This is a genomic window from Paraburkholderia elongata (assembly GCF_013177735.1).
GTDB lineage: Bacteria > Pseudomonadota > Gammaproteobacteria > Burkholderiales > Burkholderiaceae > Paraburkholderia > Paraburkholderia elongata.
This window is the reverse complement of the sequence record NZ_WOEZ01000185.1, coordinates 157277-175477: the sequence shown is the minus strand read 5'-3', so window position 1 is coordinate 175477 and position 18201 is coordinate 157277. Positions and strand designations below refer to the sequence as shown.

Annotated in this window: 26 protein-coding genes, 2 tRNA genes and 1 pseudogene; 8 read left to right on the top strand and 21 right to left on the bottom strand. The window is 58.4% G+C overall.

Features of this window, described 5'->3' with window-relative positions:
* The 4 genes and pseudogenes from GNZ13_RS52910 to GNZ13_RS32455 form a co-directional block, all read right to left on the bottom strand.
* Nucleotides 1-156, bottom strand: a pseudogene (locus GNZ13_RS52910) (IS110 family transposase); the annotation flags it as partial.
* Between the two features lie 101 nt (nt 157-257).
* Nucleotides 258-824 carry a tyrosine-type recombinase/integrase gene (locus GNZ13_RS32465; protein WP_236002288.1) on the bottom strand — a complete coding sequence of 189 codons (567 nt, stop codon included), beginning with the start codon at nt 822-824 and terminating at the stop codon, nt 258-260.
* 202 nt (nt 825-1026) lie between these two features.
* Nucleotides 1027-1113: transfer RNA gene (locus tag GNZ13_RS32460), tRNA-Leu, on the bottom strand.
* Between the two features lie 252 nt (nt 1114-1365).
* Nucleotides 1366-1452, bottom strand: a tRNA-Leu gene (locus GNZ13_RS32455).
* A 464-nt stretch (nt 1453-1916) separates the two neighbouring features.
* Between GNZ13_RS32455 and GNZ13_RS32450 the strand changes: the two genes are divergently transcribed.
* The 4 genes from GNZ13_RS32450 (at nt 1917) to GNZ13_RS32435 (ending at nt 3889) form a co-directional block, all read left to right on the top strand.
* The gene (locus tag GNZ13_RS32450) at nt 1917-2405 is read left to right on the top strand and encodes an AP2 domain-containing protein (protein ID WP_172172201.1); all 489 of its coding nucleotides are present in this window, start codon (nt 1917-1919) and stop codon (nt 2403-2405) included.
* Nucleotides 2406-2468: 63 nt separating this feature from the next.
* The gene (locus GNZ13_RS32445; RefSeq protein ID WP_172172199.1) at nt 2469-2840 is read left to right on the top strand and encodes a phage protein NinX family protein; all 372 of its coding nucleotides are present in this window, start codon (nt 2469-2471) and stop codon (nt 2838-2840) included.
* 206 nt (nt 2841-3046) lie between these two features.
* Nucleotides 3047-3499 carry a hypothetical protein gene (locus GNZ13_RS32440; protein WP_172172197.1) on the top strand — a complete coding sequence of 151 codons (453 nt, stop codon included), beginning with the start codon at nt 3047-3049 and terminating at the stop codon, nt 3497-3499.
* Between the two features lie 21 nt (nt 3500-3520).
* On the top strand, nt 3521-3889 hold the full coding sequence (locus GNZ13_RS32435) for a hypothetical protein (RefSeq protein ID WP_172172195.1): 369 nt from the start codon (nt 3521-3523) through the stop codon (nt 3887-3889).
* Nucleotides 3890-4030: 141 nt separating this feature from the next.
* On the opposite strand, the gene GNZ13_RS32430 is transcribed toward GNZ13_RS32435, so the two are convergent.
* The 9 genes from GNZ13_RS32430 to GNZ13_RS32390 form a co-directional block, all read right to left on the bottom strand.
* Nucleotides 4031-4750, bottom strand: coding sequence for a hypothetical protein (locus GNZ13_RS32430; RefSeq protein WP_172172193.1), 720 nt, complete (start codon nt 4748-4750; stop codon nt 4031-4033).
* On the bottom strand, nt 4751-5200 hold the full coding sequence (locus GNZ13_RS32425) for a hypothetical protein (protein ID WP_172172191.1): 450 nt from the start codon (nt 5198-5200) through the stop codon (nt 4751-4753).
* 9 nt (nt 5201-5209) lie between these two features.
* Nucleotides 5210-5527, bottom strand: a complete 318-nt coding sequence (locus GNZ13_RS32420; protein WP_172172189.1) for a hypothetical protein — start codon at nt 5525-5527, stop codon at nt 5210-5212.
* A complete protein-coding gene (locus GNZ13_RS32415; RefSeq protein WP_172172187.1) occupies nt 5524-5733 on the bottom strand; it encodes a hypothetical protein in 210 nt (69 codons plus the stop codon). Before GNZ13_RS32415 ends, GNZ13_RS32420 begins: the two co-directional genes overlap by 4 nt.
* Nucleotides 5730-6236 carry a hypothetical protein gene (locus GNZ13_RS32410; protein WP_172172185.1) on the bottom strand — a complete coding sequence of 169 codons (507 nt, stop codon included), beginning with the start codon at nt 6234-6236 and terminating at the stop codon, nt 5730-5732. Before GNZ13_RS32410 ends, GNZ13_RS32415 begins: the two co-directional genes overlap by 4 nt.
* 61 nt (nt 6237-6297) lie before the next feature.
* Nucleotides 6298-8259, bottom strand: a complete 1962-nt coding sequence (locus GNZ13_RS32405) for a YncE family protein (protein WP_236002287.1) — start codon at nt 8257-8259, stop codon at nt 6298-6300.
* A gap of 75 nt (nt 8260-8334) precedes the next feature.
* Entirely contained in the window at nt 8335-8895 is a 561-nt protein-coding gene (locus GNZ13_RS32400) for a glycoside hydrolase family 19 protein (protein ID WP_172172183.1), read from the bottom strand.
* Nucleotides 8896-8903: 8 nt separating this feature from the next.
* Nucleotides 8904-9260, bottom strand: coding sequence for a hypothetical protein (locus GNZ13_RS32395; RefSeq protein ID WP_172172181.1), 357 nt, complete (start codon nt 9258-9260; stop codon nt 8904-8906).
* Entirely contained in the window at nt 9257-9520 is a 264-nt protein-coding gene (locus GNZ13_RS32390; protein WP_172172180.1) for a hypothetical protein, read from the bottom strand. The genes GNZ13_RS32395 and GNZ13_RS32390 overlap by 4 nt, the downstream gene beginning before the upstream one ends.
* Before the next feature lie 159 nt (nt 9521-9679).
* On the opposite strand from GNZ13_RS32390, the gene GNZ13_RS32385 reads away from it, so the two are divergent.
* The 4 genes from GNZ13_RS32385 to GNZ13_RS32370 all read left to right on the top strand — a co-directional run bounded on the left by GNZ13_RS32385 (nt 9680) and on the right by GNZ13_RS32370 (nt 11998).
* Nucleotides 9680-9976 carry an XRE family transcriptional regulator gene (locus tag GNZ13_RS32385; RefSeq protein WP_236002286.1) on the top strand — a complete coding sequence of 99 codons (297 nt, stop codon included), beginning with the start codon at nt 9680-9682 and terminating at the stop codon, nt 9974-9976.
* 416 nt (nt 9977-10392) lie between these two features.
* Complete coding sequence (locus GNZ13_RS32380) at nt 10393-10827, top strand: hypothetical protein (RefSeq protein ID WP_236002285.1); 435 nt, start codon at nt 10393-10395, stop codon at nt 10825-10827.
* A 77-nt stretch (nt 10828-10904) separates the two neighbouring features.
* Nucleotides 10905-11729 (top strand): SGNH/GDSL hydrolase family protein, encoded by an 825-nt coding sequence (locus GNZ13_RS32375; RefSeq protein WP_172172177.1) that lies wholly within the window; start codon nt 10905-10907, stop codon nt 11727-11729.
* 68 nt (nt 11730-11797) lie between these two features.
* A complete protein-coding gene (locus GNZ13_RS32370; RefSeq protein WP_172172175.1) occupies nt 11798-11998 on the top strand; it encodes a hypothetical protein in 201 nt (66 codons plus the stop codon).
* 65 nt (nt 11999-12063) lie between these two features.
* Here GNZ13_RS32370 and GNZ13_RS32365 read toward each other — a convergent pair whose 3' ends face one another.
* Genes GNZ13_RS32365 through GNZ13_RS32330 form a run of 8 tightly spaced genes read right to left on the bottom strand, consistent with a single transcriptional unit; the run spans nt 12064 to nt 18201 of the window.
* Nucleotides 12064-12480 (bottom strand): tail fiber assembly protein, encoded by a 417-nt coding sequence (locus tag GNZ13_RS32365; protein WP_172172173.1) that lies wholly within the window; start codon nt 12478-12480, stop codon nt 12064-12066.
* Entirely contained in the window at nt 12480-13751 is a 1272-nt protein-coding gene (locus GNZ13_RS32360) for a hypothetical protein (protein WP_172172171.1), read from the bottom strand. The genes GNZ13_RS32365 and GNZ13_RS32360 overlap by 1 nt, the downstream gene beginning before the upstream one ends.
* Before the next feature lie 58 nt (nt 13752-13809).
* The gene (locus GNZ13_RS32355; protein WP_172172169.1) at nt 13810-14472 is read right to left on the bottom strand and encodes a DUF2612 domain-containing protein; all 663 of its coding nucleotides are present in this window, start codon (nt 14470-14472) and stop codon (nt 13810-13812) included.
* On the bottom strand, nt 14472-15878 hold the full coding sequence (locus GNZ13_RS32350; protein ID WP_172172167.1) for a baseplate J/gp47 family protein: 1407 nt from the start codon (nt 15876-15878) through the stop codon (nt 14472-14474). The genes GNZ13_RS32355 and GNZ13_RS32350 overlap by 1 nt, the downstream gene beginning before the upstream one ends.
* Before the next feature lie 56 nt (nt 15879-15934).
* Nucleotides 15935-16285, bottom strand: a complete 351-nt coding sequence (locus GNZ13_RS32345; RefSeq protein WP_172172165.1) for a hypothetical protein — start codon at nt 16283-16285, stop codon at nt 15935-15937.
* Between the two features lie 2 nt (nt 16286-16287).
* A complete protein-coding gene (locus tag GNZ13_RS32340; protein WP_172172163.1) occupies nt 16288-17010 on the bottom strand; it encodes an oxidoreductase in 723 nt (240 codons plus the stop codon).
* Nucleotides 17003-17863, bottom strand: a complete 861-nt coding sequence (locus tag GNZ13_RS32335) for a baseplate hub protein (protein ID WP_172172161.1) — start codon at nt 17861-17863, stop codon at nt 17003-17005. Before GNZ13_RS32335 ends, GNZ13_RS32340 begins: the two co-directional genes overlap by 8 nt.
* Nucleotides 17863-18201, bottom strand: a complete 339-nt coding sequence (locus GNZ13_RS32330; protein ID WP_172172158.1) for a phage baseplate plug family protein — start codon at nt 18199-18201, stop codon at nt 17863-17865. Before GNZ13_RS32330 ends, GNZ13_RS32335 begins: the two co-directional genes overlap by 1 nt.

The window sequence follows — 18201 nt, the reverse complement described above, 5'->3', positions numbered from 1 at the left end:
GCGGGCGGCGGCCTGTGGCTGCGCGACCGTGTGCACGGCGGGCTTCTCGCGCCGGCCGTCGTGCAGCGCGACCTTCCACTTCGCCGCAGCGAGCTCGAGTGACACCGCCAGTACGACTTCTTCACCACTGGTGGTGAACGTCTGATCCGTGCGCATGATGTTCTCCTTTGAACAGGACTCGACACGCTGATATTACGTATCAGTTCGTCGACGCCCCCTGCTCATAGGATCTGCGACGATCATCGTCAAACGTTGTTCTATCGTAGGCCTTTTGCACATCGCCACGTTTGGCGTGTGCCAGTTGGGCTTCCAGAACATCGATATCCATACCGAGTCGTTCTCGTCCGACCGTACGAAGTAGATGTCTTGAGGTTTACCTCGTCCCACGGCACTGCGGCAACCACTCCGGGGCGCAGGCCGGTCAGCATGGTGAGCTTGAGAGTGGCGCGTGTAATGGGCGACTTGTAGGCATCGATAGCAAGAACGAGCGGAGCGATGTCCGCTGGCCTGGCGATCGCTGGTATGTGGCCTTTCTTGTGGCGTGGCACAACGCCGCGAAGTGTCAAGGCGGCGCCGTCTTCGCGCAGTCCGTTCTGGACCGCGTACGTCACGATGCCACCGACATACTGGCGTGCTTTGGTCGCGAGGTTGGGTGCGTGGGAGGCGATCGCCTCGAGTACGGGCTTGACCTCCGGCGTGGCAAGCGTCGAGATGGGCTTGTTGCGGAGCGCGGGAGTCAGGTATTCGCGAACAACAAACTCTGCTTTCCGGTAGGTTTGGTCTGCCCATTCCTTGCGTTTGAAGTTGAGCCAGCGCTGGGCCACGAGATGGAAGGCGCCTTCGGCTGCGCGTTTGCGTGGCGATGGACTCGGCCCGGCGATGTTCGACCGGATCGGTCCCTTCGCATACAGGAGTGGGGCGGGGCAAAGCTCGATAGACTTTTTGCTTGTGCAGGACAGCCCAAAAACAAAAAACCCCGTGAAGCGCTAAGGCTTAACGGGGTGCTTTGTTTCACTTGAAGAGGGGTGGTGCCCAGGAGAGGACTCGAACCTCCACGGTGTTGCCACCGCTAGGACCTGAACCTAGTGCGTCTACCAATTCCGCCACCTGGGCACGTCTTCAAGCTAGACCGCTATTTTAGCGTGATGATGCAGCGTGTCAATCCCTACATACAAACAAACTATCGCTTCATCAACCGCCCGGTTGTGCCATGCAGCAGAGCAAAACTCCACTGCTCGACAGCGGCCAACTCACGTCGACCCAACCGTCCTGCTAGCTACGTATTCCGATCGAAAAAACCTGAATCGGACCACATAGCTTCACACAAAAAGTAAAGCCGCCCGGAGGCGGCTTTACTTTTGAATCTGGTGCCCAAGAGAGGACTCGAACCTCCACAGTGTTGCCACCGCTAGGACCTGAACCTAGTGCGTCTACCAATTTCGCCACCTGGGCAGGTGATGAACAGCAAAGAACGCCATTATAGCGACAGAATCAGGGCTGTCAAGCGTTTCTCAAAAGTCACTTAAACATCGCCGCAGCGAGCCTGCATACGGCTCACAGGGACTATTGAGGGGCCGCGTGGCGCGCGAGACGGGTGTTAGAATGCCTCGCAGTAGTTCGTTGGCACGGTGCACACGCCCGTCGGACTCAGACTTGAACGAGCCGGACCCGAGCAGTCATTCCAGTGCAATCGCAAGTGCAACTTAAGCGCAACCTAAACGCCTCTAAGCCGAGCGCCTCTTAAGCCGAGCCACATCGCCGACCGACGTCCATGCAACGAGAAAAAATCATCGATGGGTCCGGTACATCGGGAAAGCGCCTTTGTTTTCATATGGTTAGGTATTTCGTCTGGGCTCATGGCACCTTAATGGCACCGCGAGAAACTAGCGAGGCCAGTGAACCCTGGAGCCTGACAAGTGAAGGAAATCCCCCTTAACCGTGGCTTCGTTGCGCTCGTCGATGACGAAGACTACGAAGACCTGTCGCAACATCGGTGGCGTGTAAATGGAGATGGATACGCTATTCGCATGGTCCCACATCCGACGAGGCGCGGCAGGCAGATTTGTATCTACATGCATCGGCATGTCGCCGGACTTTCCCATGGCAATCCACTGCAAGCCGATCATTGGGATAATAACCGGCTGAATAATCGTCGCTTAAATCTCAGAATATGCGAGAAGGTCAAAAACGCCAGAAACCGGGTGCGCTCATCACGCAATACCAGCGGATATAAAGGCGTTTCGTGGAGAGAAAGAGACCATAGCTGGCGAGCGGTGATCGGGTTTGAAGGTCGGTCTATTCACTTGGGTCAATTCAAAACAGCCGAAGAAGCCTATGAGGCATATTGCAAAGCTGCTATTCAATATCACGGCGAGTTCGCTAATTTAGGCGGAAAGGCCGCGTAGCGCTACCCAGGTAAGGCGCGGTACAGAATGATACGATGTGCGACAAATTGAGCGGGAGTAACGATGAAGGTCGCTGATTTGGAAGGGCTGGACCTGGACTATCTGGTATTCAAAGCGGAGCATCCCGAGACGCGATGGACGCGGGCCGATTGGGAGACTCAATCCATCCCGTACTCCGTGGCTTGGCAATGGGGAGGCCCGATCATCGAGCGCGAACAAATCACCGTGATCTGCGATGACGGAAAGTGGGAGGCCTTTTCATATTGGAAATCCGGGGAATATGAGGACGATCACGAGTACGGCGTTCGCATGGAAGGCGAAACCGCGTTGATAGCGGCCATGCGCTGTCTCGTTGCCAATAAGTTCGGTGTGGGTGCGTTTAAGGATGAGTTGCCGGATTCGGCTATAGACGCACCCCAGAACGCGGGCGATTGATGCGCTAAGGCGCGGGAGGGGGTGGGGATGGACGACGGAAAAATGCGAATCGCTTTCAAGCCACTCGGCGACTGCAAGTGGTGGCGGCTCACACGGTGCGGATACGTGCTTGGGCACTATTCCTCGCTTGCTTTGGCGTGCAAATATGCCGCGATCTATGGGGAAGTGGTTTGATTGATGTGCGCTCAAGGGCGCGGGGAGGCGGGATGACTGCAACAGCAGGATTGCTGAAAAAGATCGTTGATTTGGGGTGTTCGATGGCGACCGAGGAACAACTCGGACTGCACCATTTTCGGCTGACGGTCGACGATGAATACGTCGAGGCGGCGAGGAAACTGGTCTATGAAAGCGTGCCAGTGATTTTCAGGGTAGACGTTGTCGGGGCGAGCGAGCCGAGATTGATGGCGATTGCCCCTGGTGACTGGCTTAAATTCAAAGAGCACTACGACAACGAGACACCATGCGAGGTCGGTGGGCGCCTATGGCTGGTCCGCAGTATCGAATTCGAGACTGGGCCGGTATGGCGCGGTCAGGTAGGCTTAGTGCCACACCGACCGGTAGGCCACGAATGGCGCGGGCCGGTGGGCGAAACGACTACGCAGCCACCAGACGACACCAAGCCCAACCATGCGCGGGATGCTGTGCGGGCGAATCAATAAGGAGCCGAGATGGAATTCGAAATGAAGCTGGCCGGATTGAGCGCTTCACCGCTCGCCGCAGAACACGCGAAGATCGGCGTCATTGAACTGCCGCCCACGAACGCGCAGAGATTGCGTCAGATTGCCGATTCGGTGACCGGCGATCATGCGTTTATTCTGGCTGGGATTCTGCGCGGGGCGGCTGAGGAGTTGGAGCGGAAGTTCGATATCGAAGCGGCGTTAGCGAAGTTGACGCGCTATGACGATGTATACAGGTACGGCGAGACGGTTATGCTGGCTGTTGGCGAGGACAATCCGCGCGGCAGTGGCGAGTACGTCAGGTTTGACGATGTGCGGGAAGTGCTGGAGGGGATTGACGCGGCGAGACTGGCCGGGAAGGAGGGAGTGTGACCGAAACCGAATTCATCGCCCACATGGAGGCGGAATTACAGAGGCTGCTGCTTGCGCCCGGTCCCGCTACCGTAGAAGCATCCAGGGCAGCAGCAGACCGGGGCGAGCAATGGCTACTGGACAGGATCGCCGAGGGGATTGTTACGCAGGCACGCCAGAGCCCGCGATAGCCTGAAGCCGCGCCTGATACCGGTCAACATCGTGATCGGCAAAGACCCAGCCATTGGGCCATTGCGGGCCGGGAATCATGGTAAATGCGCCGGGATTGGCTTTCAGCCAGACATGATCGATCGGCGGTCGAGTCTGCCAGCGGTCATCAAACCATGGCCACGAGCACCATCCGTCCTCGCCGTTCAGCACGCAAACCATCCGCGCCACCACGTCAGCATGCGCGGCAAAGAAGTCCGCAGCGATGAACTTGGGTGCGGCAAACGAATGGATTGTGCCAAGGCGAGCAGCGTCGATGAATGCTGGTGATGCCTGGGCGCGAATTCCGCCCAACGAATGGCCGTTCACATTGACCACGTCGCCAGCCGGAACCGTTGCCAGCACCCAATCCCACATCTGCTGCATGCCTTCGACAACGCCCTGCGTGATCGTGCCGCCAGCAATCTTGACTGGCTCGAGCGACACGTCAGCAAACACGTCCATCAACTTCAGCGAGCCCGCCCGGGTGCCGCTGATACTCAGATGGGTCTCGCCAGCGGAATCAGCGGATAGGACGGCCTGATGCGAGGCGTTGGCGTACTGGCCTATCCACGTATCGCCAAGCGCCTCAAAAGCCGAGCGCGAATCAGCCTCCGGAATGAGGTACGCAGCGTTCGAACGTTTGCAGGCGAGGGTGGCAGCGGACCAATCCATTTATGCACTCGCCGGGACAGCAACCGCAGCCGGCGCAAACTGGAGCAGTGCCGAGTTGAGCGCAGCCTGGAACGCGATGAGCGCAATCTGGATGTCGATCTTCTTCGTCTGGTCGAGCGACGAGGCCGAAACCAACTTGATCGCTGCCGGGATGGCCGTCTTCGTGAAGTCGGTCACGCTTGCAATGGAGACCGAATCGTGAAGGGCGCAGAAGTCGTTCAGGCCTTTGTCGACCTGGCCAATCACGTCTTGCTGGTCTGCGGGCAGTTGCGATTGCATGGCGACGACGGAGGCCATGGAGCCTTGGGCGACAATGCAAGCCTTGGAGACGTCGGTATGGACGACAGCGAGGATTTGGGTGGGCGTCTGATTCGTGGCCGGCACAGTCGAGGCGCAGCCAGCAAAAGCAACGCAAATAGCGGCCGTAGCCGCGATGAAAAGCGCTTTCATGGAAATCCTTCAGGGCTTGATAGAGAACTTGACTGCGGCGTTGGCGGCAGAGGTGACGGCACCGGCCACTGCGGAAACGGCAGCGGTATTGGCCGAGATAGGCGCAGACGAACTCACACCCGATTCGCTGAAGTGGATCTGATAGTCATCGCCGGTTTTCACGGCGTCGACCGTGACGGTAGCAATGTCGCGCGAGGACGAAACAACCGCTTCGCAACAGACCATCTTCTTCAGGTCGGGGCTATAGAAGGGCTTCACGCTGTAGGCCGCCTGTCCAGCGCACCCAGCCAGCGAACAGACGAGCAGGGCCAGCGCGAGGCGGATCATGGGGTGGGCGTGGCGGGTTTGGCGGTGCGCGCAGCGATCTGCTGCCCGACCCAGTGAGCCGAAGCGACAACGCCGACAGCGAGCGAAACCTGTGCGTCAGCGGATAGATCGATGTTGTAATGCTTGACGAGTGCCGCGATCAGCGTGACGACTGCGCCGGTTACTGCGCCGACCGCGCCGGTAGTGACGGGGGATGTACTGTTCATGGTTGCTCCGTTTCTGCGTGACAGATGACTTCTGTCGGGGTGAATTGATAGCCGGCCTTCATATACCGTTGGGCCAGGTGCAGGGGCTCAGGAAGCATGTGAATCCCCGTCCCCTTTGCGATGTGATGATCCGGGCACAGAACGCGACCATTCACCAATGCGTTGTCGACGAAGGCATAGACGTCGCCGTGCGACCAGAACGCAGCCCAGTCAAACGCCTGTGCGTCCGGGCCATACATGCCAGCTTCGCAATCTCGCTGGACCAGCTTGAAATCGATTCCCGTTGCCAGCGAGCGCTCTACGGGCCGGTGATGAACTTGCGCAGGCTTGCCGGTCTCTTCGGGATTGCGTCCGCAGGTCCAGCACCGATGCTCCTCACGCGCGAGCAATTGCGCTTTGGTGTGGCGGAACAGCGACGTTTCCGTGCGTGCTTCATGGCCCGGTATTTCCACATCAACGGAAATCGTCAACTTCTCTTCATGAACTTCGGTAACGTTTGTCATGGCTCAGAATGCAAAAATCCGGCTGTGGCCGGGTTAGGTAGGCAGGAGGGCTGGGGTGCAGTTACGGCGTCCAGCGGTAGACGACGATGCTCGTCCCGTTGTAATCATCCTTGGTGACGACGTACTCGCCGTTCGACCGCAACACTGCGCGTATCCCGTACATCGAATCGACGTCGTTGCCGACATAGACATTGTTCGGATTGCTGTTGATGAACGTGTTGTCCAGGGTGCCGGTCGTCAGGTTGAACGCATCGACATTCGGCACGGTGTGGACGTAGCCGACGAACAGATAGTTGCCTGCGGCTGCGATCGACTTCGGGTTGGTGCTCGTCAGGTTGATGACAACCGGGTTGGTCTGGTTGCCTGCAACCCAGCCGTGATAGACCTCAACTCGAGTCCCGATCGACGTCCAGTCCGTGCCGATGATGTTCGCGAGGATCAGCGTGTCCGTTGCCGGCAGATAGATCACGCGGCCGAGCGTGCCGATCGTCGCCGGAATCGGCCAGGACTGCATCGTCCCCCACTGGGGTGTTCCATCAGACGCGAAGCCGGTCAAAGGCCAGTAGCAGATAGCCGCAGAACATGCGCCCTTGTCCTCGCTTGCCCATACGCCGCCCTGGTCATCAAGCGCAAAACCCTTACGGATGTGCGTCGAGGCCATGCCCAGCACATTCGTAATCCAGCCTTGCGGGATCGCAATGTCCCCGTTCGCTGCATTGAAGTGATAGAGGGCGAAGTTGTCGGGGTCCTGATCAGTCGCCAGAAGGATCTGATTTACGCCGTTGTCGTAGACCATGCCAAAGTCCAGGCCACGCCCCGCATACACCGCGGGATCGGTGACGAGCCTCAGGTCACCGGGGTAGTCGAAAGGATCGACCGTGCTGGCAACGTAGTTCCCACCGGAACAGGGGTAAGCGGCACATGAGAAAATGTGGTAACCACTGTAGAACTTCTGCGCGTCGGTTGCCGGGTCCGGTGAGCCGATACCTTCGAAGTTCAGGCCCTGTAGGTTATAGAGCAGCGTGCCGGTAGGCGAGTAGGCGTACAGGTTCGTCCCGGTGCGGCCGTTATCCCAGGCCGCGCCCCACGGTTGCGAGAGGATATAGATGTTGCCGGATGCGTCCTTGCCGATGCCATCGATACGCGCAAAGCGCAGACTGCCCGTCTGGCCCTTCGTGCCTGTCGTCGTGTCGAGATAGCCGCCCGGTGTCCCGAACGTACTAACCAGCGTGAAGGTGCGAGTGTCATAAATCTTGACGTTCTCGTCCGGACCTGCATCCCCAATCCAGAGGTATTGCGTGGTTGGGTCGAAGTAGAGGGAGTGAGGAACTTCGCCAGCAGGCAGCGTGAGCGTGTGCAGGATCGTCGTGCCGGCCTGACTGATCTGCAGTACCGCGCCTTCGGCTTCCTGCGCGACTAGTAAGTTGCCGTTGCGGTCAAACGCAATCGCGCCCGGATCAGTTGCGGGAATGTCGCGAATCCAGGCGTTCGCGGTGCTGTACAGGCGCACTCGCTGGCATACGGAGTTGTTGTCGCTCGCCGCCCAGACGTTACCCCATGTCGCGATGCCCTTGATTACATCCGACTTGCGTTCGGTCGTGTCGCACGACACCTGCAAATAGCTCTTCGCGTTGCCGCTTGTGCGGTCGTAGTCAAAGACCAGACCACTGGTGAACGAGCAGGTAGGACAGGGCCGGCCGAACTGACGAGGAGACCAGATATCCGTGCCATTGGCGGTCAGTGTGTCGCCCTGGGCTTCACCGTGCGCGCCGATGCCTTGCGTCACGTGCCCACTGGTGTACTGCTCGATGCCGCTACCGTTTTCATCCCACATCGAAGCGGTGTAGAACACGCCGGTTTTCCCTGGGTCGACCCACAATGACCGGGAAGCGTTCTGCACGTGAGTGGCGCTGGTCCCGTAGGTGTTGCCAATCCAATCGGTGGTGTAGTTGGCATTCACCGCATAGGCCGCACTCGCGGTCATCAGAAACGCGGCTGCCACCGCTTTAGTCCATCGTTTCATTGCTATTTCCTTCGCGAGCGTAGCCAATAAAAAAGCCCGCTCGAGGCGGGCATCAGAGATGAAGGGATCCGGGATTCAGGCGACGTGGAGCACCTTCTTGGCCGCGCCGTACAGCGCAAGCCGTTGCGAATAGCCGTTTGGCATGGCTTTCGAATTCGGGCTGCCGAGGTTGATTGCGCGGCTCACGGCGAGGAAATTGCCGGTATCCGCCAGTGCATTCAGATTGCGATTCGACCAGTACCAAGCTGCTGACAGGGCGGCGTCGGCGGGTTGCTCGAGCAATTCCGGGTGAGCGATGAGGTCAAGCTCGAGCCCGATGCCGCAGAGCAGGTAGTTCCGGCGTCCGGTAATCTGGATGAGTCCGCGGCCCATGAACAGCTTGCCGTCACCTGGCTGGGTATTGCCGAGGTCAGCACGTCCCTCGTAACCCTGTTGCGCCTCTGTTGGTCCCCATATTTCCTTCGTGTAGACCAGTCGGCCCGACTCAACGCCAACCTCAGCCAGGAACGCTGCGGCACGCAACGGCGTGTTGATTTCGTACTTGTCGCATGCTGCCTGGAGCGGCGAAACCCATTGCGAGGAACGAAGAACCGTGGCTCCGCATGCTGCGGCAACGATGCTTGAGTCGAGATTCATGGCAACCTCTACGCGATCTTGCAGGGGATCTCGGCGTCTTCGCTGACGCCGTAGGCGAACGACAAACGATGGAAGCCGTCGCAAACGATCAAGGGTTGTCCGCGCACCAGCAGGATCGGAGACAACCGCTTTCCGCTCTCGACCTTTTTCCTGTTGTGCTCGACATGCCGGTTGTCGGCGGTCAATAACGTCAGTCCACTAGCGCGGAAGATATCCTTGGCAGCGAACTGAGTGATTTCCGACTCGCGCAGAAGATCAACCAGCATTTCGACTCGCCGCTGGTCGAAGTGGAGCGAGAGGTACGAATGGGCGGCGTCGTAGTCGTGATCCTCAACGTCGTCGAGCCATTTGATGGCATGGGTCATGGCTTATCTACCTTGCGATCTAACTTTTCGTCGATTCTATTCAACTTGTCGAACACGGCATTAATCGACTCGCTGAAACGATCAATGGCCTTCTCCAAGGCGCTTGACGTCACATACGTTTCCGCGCAGTGCAACTTGAAGGCGGCGAGGTCTTTTTCATTTGCCTCTACGCGTCCGTGTATCGAGCGAAATGTCCACCATGCGACCGTGCCGACTGCCGTTGCTACTGCGCCGCCGATGTAGAGAACCGTGTTATCCATTGATGCCCCGAAAAGAAAAAGCCGCTCGATGACGGCGATATGTTTTGCTTGACGCCTAGGCACTTTGCGCCTAGGATGCTCAGTACTGGAAGCGCACTCGCGCGGCCACAATCTCCGAGAGGAAAACCATGAACCGCTTGTTTCGCGCCTTTACTGGCGATGGATTATTTCGACATGAAGTACAAGGCACCTTCTGCGAAAGAGCTTCAGCGCCTCAAGGACGAACTCGGTCTATCGAGTGCCCGGATGGCGAAGTTGTTCGGCCTTTCGAGCGGCCGACACTGGAGGGGCTACACGGAACAGGGCGAGAAACGGCGGGAGATCAGCGCGCAGACGTTATTCTTCGGGCTGGCTCAAAAAGAACTGAGCGCCGAGGCTATCGAACGAATCCTCGCGCGCATGCGCCGGGCAGGGGCTACGATCGATCTGTCGGCGGACGTTGGCGAGCAGGAGTAATCGCGGCTCTGTCGGTTTGCATCGCGGCATGCGGCGGCAATACGCCCGACACATCGCCGACTAGCAAAGCCCAGCCAGTCGCGCCCGTTCAGATCGTGGCGTCTTCGCCTATAGCGGCATCTGCGCCGGTATCGGCTCCGGTTGCTGCGTCAGGCCCGGAGGCGGCTTCTGCGCCAATTCCGGCATCAACTCCCGTTGCACCGCTTCCGGCGTCAACGCCAGTCGCACCGCCGCCAAAGACAGTCCTGATCGAGGTCCACGGCGACGATGCGATGTTCGGCTCTTCGCCACCGTTCTACACATTCAACCCGCAAAGCGAGCCGGCCGACACGCAGGCCATCTTGCAAGCGCAATTCGGGGATGCGATAACGCTCGACAATCGCGCTGAAGGCGGATCGGCATCGACGCTTCTGAACATGATGGCCGGCGTTGACGGTGGTGGCGCTCCGTTCGCACAACGCATTCAGTCATCGAAGGCGCAAATCGTTCTGGATGCACATGCGGTCAATGATGACCTGTCGCAATCTCTCGGACCATATTCGGACGCGCTTGTGGCATGGGTTCAGGCGGTGAGAGTTGCAGGAAAAATCGCCGTTTTGGAAGAGCCGGGTCCCGTTTGCGACAATAGCCGACCATACTTGGCGAACTACGTCTCGGCGATGGATAACATCGCGGCGCAGTACAGCGTCCCGCTCGTGAAGCAGTACGACTACCTGCAAACGATCCCGAACCTGTGCTCGCACTATACGGCTGGGATATTTCCAGACAACGCCATTTTCCAAATCAAGGCGCAACGCGAGGCCGCGATTCTCGCGCCACTCACTCGGCAGTTAATCCAGCAGCCCGAATAACGGCAGCTTTCCCCCTCTTTCCAACGAATCGACATGGCGCGCGCCGTCATAGGATTGACGCGCCCGAAGGAATAATCATGCTCAAAAAATATGCACTCGCTGCGGTACTCGCTATCAATCTCGCAGGCTGCGGCGGTGGCGGCGGAAGCGGCACGCCGACGCCCACATCGACTACGGCCGCAGGGCCAGCCCCTGCACACAAGACCCACGCCACGATCTATCTTGACGAAGACAGCACGGGCTACGGAGCCGATATTGATTCGCCTAACAAAGTGCAGTATCCCGGTATTGGCAACGGTATTGCTGGCCGCGTAGACCCTTCGCCTGCACAGATGATGCAGGCTGATTTTGACGCAGCGCTTGGCGCAGGCGTGGTCACTGTGATCGACGGATCTATTCCCGGTGGCACATTGATGCACAGCCTGCAAGGCTTGGCGCCAGACACTGCGCCGCTTGCGACACGCCTTGCGCAACTCACAACGCCTGCCGATATCGTCATCACCAACAGTGAAATCAATGACCAGTATGTACTTGGCGAGAATGTTTCGACCTACATCACCTGGATGCAGCAGTGGATCAGCACAGTTACAGCAGCCGGCGCGGTTCCGGTTTATGCCGAGCCTAACCCGATCTGCCGTTCAGACATGAACCTCGCCGACCCACAAACCGGCACAAACGCGCTTGTCGCGGCGGCTGACCAACTATTCGGGGCTTCTGGCTACACGGCGTTACCGAATCTGGCGAACTTCGAGAACTACACGACGCCGCCCAACCCCCAACCGTGGAACATCGCGTTTATGAGCAGCGATTGTGTGCACCCGAACGATGCGGGGTATGCATTCAAGGAGAAGAATTACTTTGCGGCGCTGCTGCCAGTCGTGCGGAAGATGCTGGGGCGGTAAACGCTATACTGTCGCGAATCTTCCGCGCATTACTATTTTGTAAATAACGCAAGTGCGAGGTGCGTTAAATGAAAACCGTGATCAAGCGTATTGTTCGAGCCTTGACCGATCGGGGAGACCTGGCTGAGATTGAGCAAACCCCGGCCTATCAGGAAGGATGGAAATCGAATGCGGGCGATCTCAATCGATACGCTCCCGGCACTGATGCGTATCGAAGCTGGCAGAGGGGCCATGATGCGGCCGTGCAATTCGAGCAGTCTATCTGGTGAGGTAGTGTTGCGAATTGCAGGATGCGGATATACGAAGGCTTGAGTAGAGTGAGCCAATCGACCGGTCATGTTCCTGCTGGATAAGCTGGCCTGGCTGGTAACGGCTGCGCTGGATCCCCGGACGTCGCGCTGATGATCGCGCGCAACGCCTTGCGGTAGGTCGCCCATGCCGCAGGCACCGTGACGCCATTCTCGTAGCACCGCAGAATCGTCTTGTCGGATTCCGTCAGGACGCTCTGAGCTTGCGTCTGATAGTTGGCCCACAACTGCGCCGACGAGACAACTCGAGGCGAGTACGGCGTAACCGTGACATCGTTATCAGCGATTGCTGCTAGCAGGGCAGCATACACATCCGGCGTCGCGACCGGATGGATGTTGTATGGAAATCCACCGAATGTTCCGTCATATCCGTCCGTCGCAGGCGTTGCGGATTTTGCGGTGACTGAGGGTCCAAAACCCATCTGCAAGAAGGAACTGGTCATTATGCAATCCTGTAGGCAAAGCCGTTTGCGATAGGAAAAGACGTCGAATTATATGGGCCGTATACGTTGGTACCGCCCGATGCAATAGCGGTTGCTCCACCACTGCCTTGAACGAAAGCGTTATATGCCCACGTCCCGCCTGCGGGCAACGTCAAAAATGTACTTGCCCCTGACCCGGTAACCGTTAGTGCCGACCATTGACCTACGCCGGTTGCGGACTGCGGACGAATGGCGGTACCAATTGCTGCAGAACCGCCAATGCCATTGTACGAAGTGCCATCGTATGTCAACTGAACTGTTGAAGCAGGAGGCAGCACGATTGACGTGACGCCAGACCCATATGCGGTATTAAAGTTGGCTGCCGTCAGCGTGAGATTGCCTGTCGAACTGTTAAAAAAGCAGATAGTTTGACCGCCGTTACCGACAGCAGATAGCGTAATCGTGTAGCCGCCCGCGCCACTTACAGTCTGGTAGAACTTGCCAAACGAGGTGCTGTTTAGCGTCAGGTTGCCCGAAACCGACACGACAGCCTGGAAGTTCCCCAATTGACTGAGCTGCACCGCATGCTGGCTCTGCGTGGCGGGGGCGATCTGGAGGGCGTCGTTCAGTACGTTGGTGCCGTCGCCGCGAACGAACGCTGCGCCGCCCTGCGCAATGGCGATGGGTGTGCCGGATGCGGTCAGCAGCGAGGCGGTGAATGCGCCAGTCGTGCTGTTGACGACGTACCACGTCCCGACGATCTTCGGCATCGTCAACTGGACGTTGCCGGTCAGCGTGCCGGCCAGGACGATGATCGGCTTCGAGAACTGGGCCGGAGTCAACGTGACGTTGGCATTGGTCAGGGCGATGTTCGTTGCGCCATAAGCGTCGATCGGTGCCCAGTTCGCCGCGCTGCCGTCCGTCGCGTCCGGGTTGGTCGCGTTGTTGTCGGCCAGGCATAGCCACATCCCATCGTTGGTCGAATTGACCAGCACGGCGCCCTTCGGATAGCCACCCACCGACGTTGAGAACGCCGAGTCCCACTTGAAATTGCCGCCAGCCGATTGCCATTGCTGGATGGCCGTGATCAGGTTAAGAACCCCGTTGAAGTCCGCGCCAGCAGGAGGCACACCGCCAGACGCGAGCGGCGTGAAGGTGAGCGGAGGAAATCCATCGGTCAGTGAAGCGGCCCCAGGCGTAATGCCGATCTGCGATGCGGTCGGGATCGTGTTCTTCGTGCCCGAATTGGCGAACGGAAGCGGAACCTTCGACGGGATGTTTGAGGCTTGCATGTGTATCCTGGCAACAAAAAAGCCCGCCGGAGCGGGCTTGATGCGGAATGGACGAGAGTCAGGCTGCGTTCAGCAGGCCAGTCGACGCGTTGAAAAATACGCCGTGGCCAAAGTTTTGGTAGATCCCGGCCTCGTTGAAACCGAAGGTCGTCGGGATATCCACTTGCAGAATCTTTGCGTTCACGGCCGCAGGACGTGGCACCGCGCCCGACTGCGTCAGGATCGAAATCTCATAGGGATAGAGGGCGAACTCAAACGTGAAGCGCATCTGCATGCCACCCGTGTCGCTTACATAGCAACGGCCGCGGCCAGCGAACAGGTTTTGCAGCAATTGATTCAGGCTATGCGCCGTGCTGCTCGAGATGTTGCCGAGCGCCTTGACGAGAATCAGCGTGCGATACGCCGGATCGGACAGGATGTAAGTGTTCGTCGCGGGCGTCCCGGCATAGAACGGCGCCTGGCCGAAGGGTTGATAGTTCAACCCTTCCTTGAAGCCCAGATCCGTGATTGCACCGGGAATCTGGATGTTTCTCGACACGCCGACAATGCGCCCCAGAATATCCAGCCCCCAGCTTTGTGCGGTCTGTACGTTGAAGACGAAGCTGTAGAACTGGGCCAGGTTCGCGCGCGGGTCTATGTACTGGTTCATGTTCGTCACCAACTGCGTGATGATCGAACTATTCGCGTACTGCGAGATAATGGTTTGCTCGAGATTGACCATTACACCAGCGCCACAGAGATATTGCCGGCCGCGGCCGTGGGGACGTTGTTGATCGGCACCGTCAGCGCATTCAGCGTGGCCGCAGTCGTGCCGATAAACACCGAGAGGATTTCAACGAAGGGTGAGATCGTCGCGATCGGCGCGTAATAACGACTTGCGAAGATCGTCGACCCGATCCGGGCACGCGAGCCGCCATCACCGCCGATAAAGGCGTTCAGGATGGCTGCTTGCACCAGTGAAACGATGTTCGACGGTAGGCTGCTGTTGTTGGCAAGCGTGACCGAAAAGAGAATCGGCAGCGCGGGCGGCACCTCGAAAGTGACCTGATACGACGGATACGGGATGTTGTAGCCGCTCGTATCGGTGACCGTCTGCGGCGTATTCCCGTTGTAGTTCGCACCGACACTCTTACGCTGCCAGATGGCCGTTGCGATTGCCGACGCACTTCCGCCCACCGCTGCGACATAGATCGAATTCTGCGCGAGCGGAAGTCCGCCTATTGCTGCGGTGAGCGTGGTCGAGCTCACCGTCTGGCTGATGCCTACGGTGTATGTCCCGGCCCCGCCCGTGCCCGTGCCAAGCGCCGTGATGACCGTTCCGACTGCGACGCCCGCTCCGGTGACCATCTGGCCGACCGCAATCGTGCCCGATGTCATTGCGGTGACCGTCAGCGTTGTGGTCGCAATGGACCCAGTAAAGACCGCGCCACTCGTTACGCCCGACGTATTTTCGGCCACATACACATCCAGCACGCCAGGCACCGCGAACACGTTCGCATAGATGCTCGGCAGCGAACCAGTCGCGTTGATCGCAACTGATTGCTGGCGCCGAAATTCGAATGCCGAAGGGGTCTCGACGTTCTGACCTACAACACCGGAGACGAATGTCGCCGTGTCCCAGCCAGGAATCGACTTGTAGATCGAAACACTGGACGGCACAGCGATCGGCCCAGTGACCTGATTCGCGAATGCCAGCGTGATCGACCCACCAGCAGGAATCGTCCCGGCCTGCGTGCAAGCGTAGATGTTTCCGTTCGTATCATTGATCAGCGCACCGATCGGAATCACGACGCCAACCAGGCCAATGCATGTCACTTGCAGCGTCGTAGGCAGTGCCGGATTGCGCGCCAGAAAATAAAGCTGCGCGAGCGCATCCTGCATGATGCCGGTCGAGTACCGCGGGTCGACGGCATTGACGTATTGAGCAAACAGATCATTGCAATCGCCGATGATCGCGGCGAGGCTTGATGCAAGCTGGCCCTGAGGCGTGTTCAGTCCGGGATTCAGGCCTCCGCCAAACGCGGCATTGATATCCGCAGTGACACCCGTCAGGATGGCGGATTCGGCGGGCAATACAAGGCCTGTCGCGCCAAACGTAACGCTCGGAACGTTGGTGGAAATTGCCATAGAGTGGACGCAAAAAAGCCCGTCGAAGCGGGCTTGGTTATTTCGGTGTGCGCAGGCTAGAAGCTGGCTGCCGTCGTGTTTCCAGAGCTATCCGTTACCTGCACCTGTCCTTGCAACTGGCGATTGACGACACCGGTTATGAATACCTGAGCGGAATCAACATCGGGAACTGTCAGTGCAGCATTGACCAGGTCGGCTTTTACAAGAGATAGGGCAGGGAATTGACCCAGTATGTCTTGCCAATAGGGGACTCCGATGACGGTGTTGTAGTACACCTCACCAAGAAACGTGCGACATGCGGATGCCGCGTCCTGAGCCAGACTGTATGGCTCAGACGCCATGGCAATGTTGCCGGAACTGTCGATCGTCAGGTCCCACAAAACCGGGTCGAGAAATAACGTATTCATATTCAGTTCGGCGGATTGGTGTTGCTGCCCGCGCCGTTCTCATGGTGCGTGTGCGCGATGAACGACTTGCCAGCGATTACAGTGTCTACCGTGACCGTCAGCGTTCCCGCATAGGTAGCATTACCTGCGTACGATCCGCCGCCCTGGGCGACGGGACCGTTGAGAACAATGGAAGGCGAGTTGACCGAGAAAGACGTCGAGGCGTCGGCCTCAATGACCGGGGCCTGAAGCGTGATCTTCGTGGGCGACACGACCGTAATCCCACCGCTCGCAAAGGCGATGTATTGCGTCGGCGTGCCATTCAGCATTCCGCCGAAATAAACTGCGTCCGCCATGGAAAACATGCGTTTGCTGCCCGGGTTAGCCTGTCCTTTGTTAGCTACCACGCTCGAGATATCCCGATCAGCGAACCCAGCCCAACCGATATCTCCCACTTGCGGATCGATGATGATCGCGTTCGCTCCACCTTGAAGGCGAAAGTACGGGCATTGATGAATCGTCCCGTGCGGCACGGCGTGGTTGTAACCGTCAAGCTGATTCACCAGCGGCAGGAGGTCCACGAAGCCAACCGGTGCAATTCCGCCCGCGTTTGTGACCTTCACCACCTTGACCATTTGCATGGTCCGCACGCGCGCCAGAATCGACCAGACGAGGAATGTCGTGGCGTTGTAGTCCGACCCATTGGATGTCGCGTCGGCGGTGCCCAAATATCCGGCTTCAGCCATTGAACGGCACTCCAAGAATGTGCGTGAACCATTGCCCGCCAGGCGTCTCGCTTTCGAGCGAGTGCGAGATCTGGGTTGCTATCCACTTTCCGGAAGCCGGAGTGATCGAGCTTTGCACCTGTATCACGCCCCCAATGACGACAGACGGGTTAAACATCGTCGTCACCATCAGGCCATTGCTTGAGAAGGTCGGATAGCCAACCATGCCAGTCGACGGAGAAATCAGCGGGATGGTGCTGTTGCGCGCACCACCTTTTGGCCAGATCTGCAGTGTGCCGTTGTCGATCGTGAAATAGATGTCGGCCGCGCGCGCGCACTCGCGAACCTGCGACAGGGCAGTGCCGGGGAAATACGGATTGGACAGCTTGACCGATACGCCATTGTTCACGAAGTTGATGCCCATCGTCTTCGCCAGGTCCTGCATGATCGCGGCGACATCGGCTGTGCCTGGATAACTTGAGGCCCCGACCGGCTTCAGGGATGCGGCCAGGCCGCCAACCGCGGAGATGTTCAGTGCGGTATCCGGTAGCTGGTTGTAATCGCCCCAGGCCTGCCAGATGGTGCCGTTATAAATCGTGGTCAGCGCCGACCCTGAATCACCGGCTGCGATCAGAACTGAATTTTTGTATAACACCGCATTGTTGATCGATCCGATCGCCGTCAACTGGTTAATCATTGCAGCCGGCAGGCCATAGACCAGCAGCTGAACCTGCGGCATTGCATCGCCGCCGAACTGCTGGATTTCGGCCCTGACTCGCAGTCCGGTCAACGTCACCGTATCGGCGCCCGTCTCTCCGAACTGCCCCGTACCAAGGCTGATCGTGAGCGCTATCGCTTTCTGGGCAAAGGTCATCAACCCACTCCAGGACCGAGATCCGTAGTCGACAGGTAGCAGAGTAGATAGCGGGAACCGAGACCGGGCGACGAAGGATCAAGACCGGTACTAGGGATGGTGAGACTGCCCTGCGTATCGCAAAACATCAGATCGCCCACAAAACCCATGTACAGCCTACCCACGATACGGTTCAGGTTCTGGCAGATTCTGCCCGTGATGATCGGTGCATTGTTGATGTACAGGTCGCAGTAAAATCCGGTCGACTTCTGGTAGAGATTGATCTTGCAATTCTGCCCGGCGAGCTGGACCGCAGGTATGGTCTGTGAATAGACGTCCTGGATCGGAATGATCTGCAT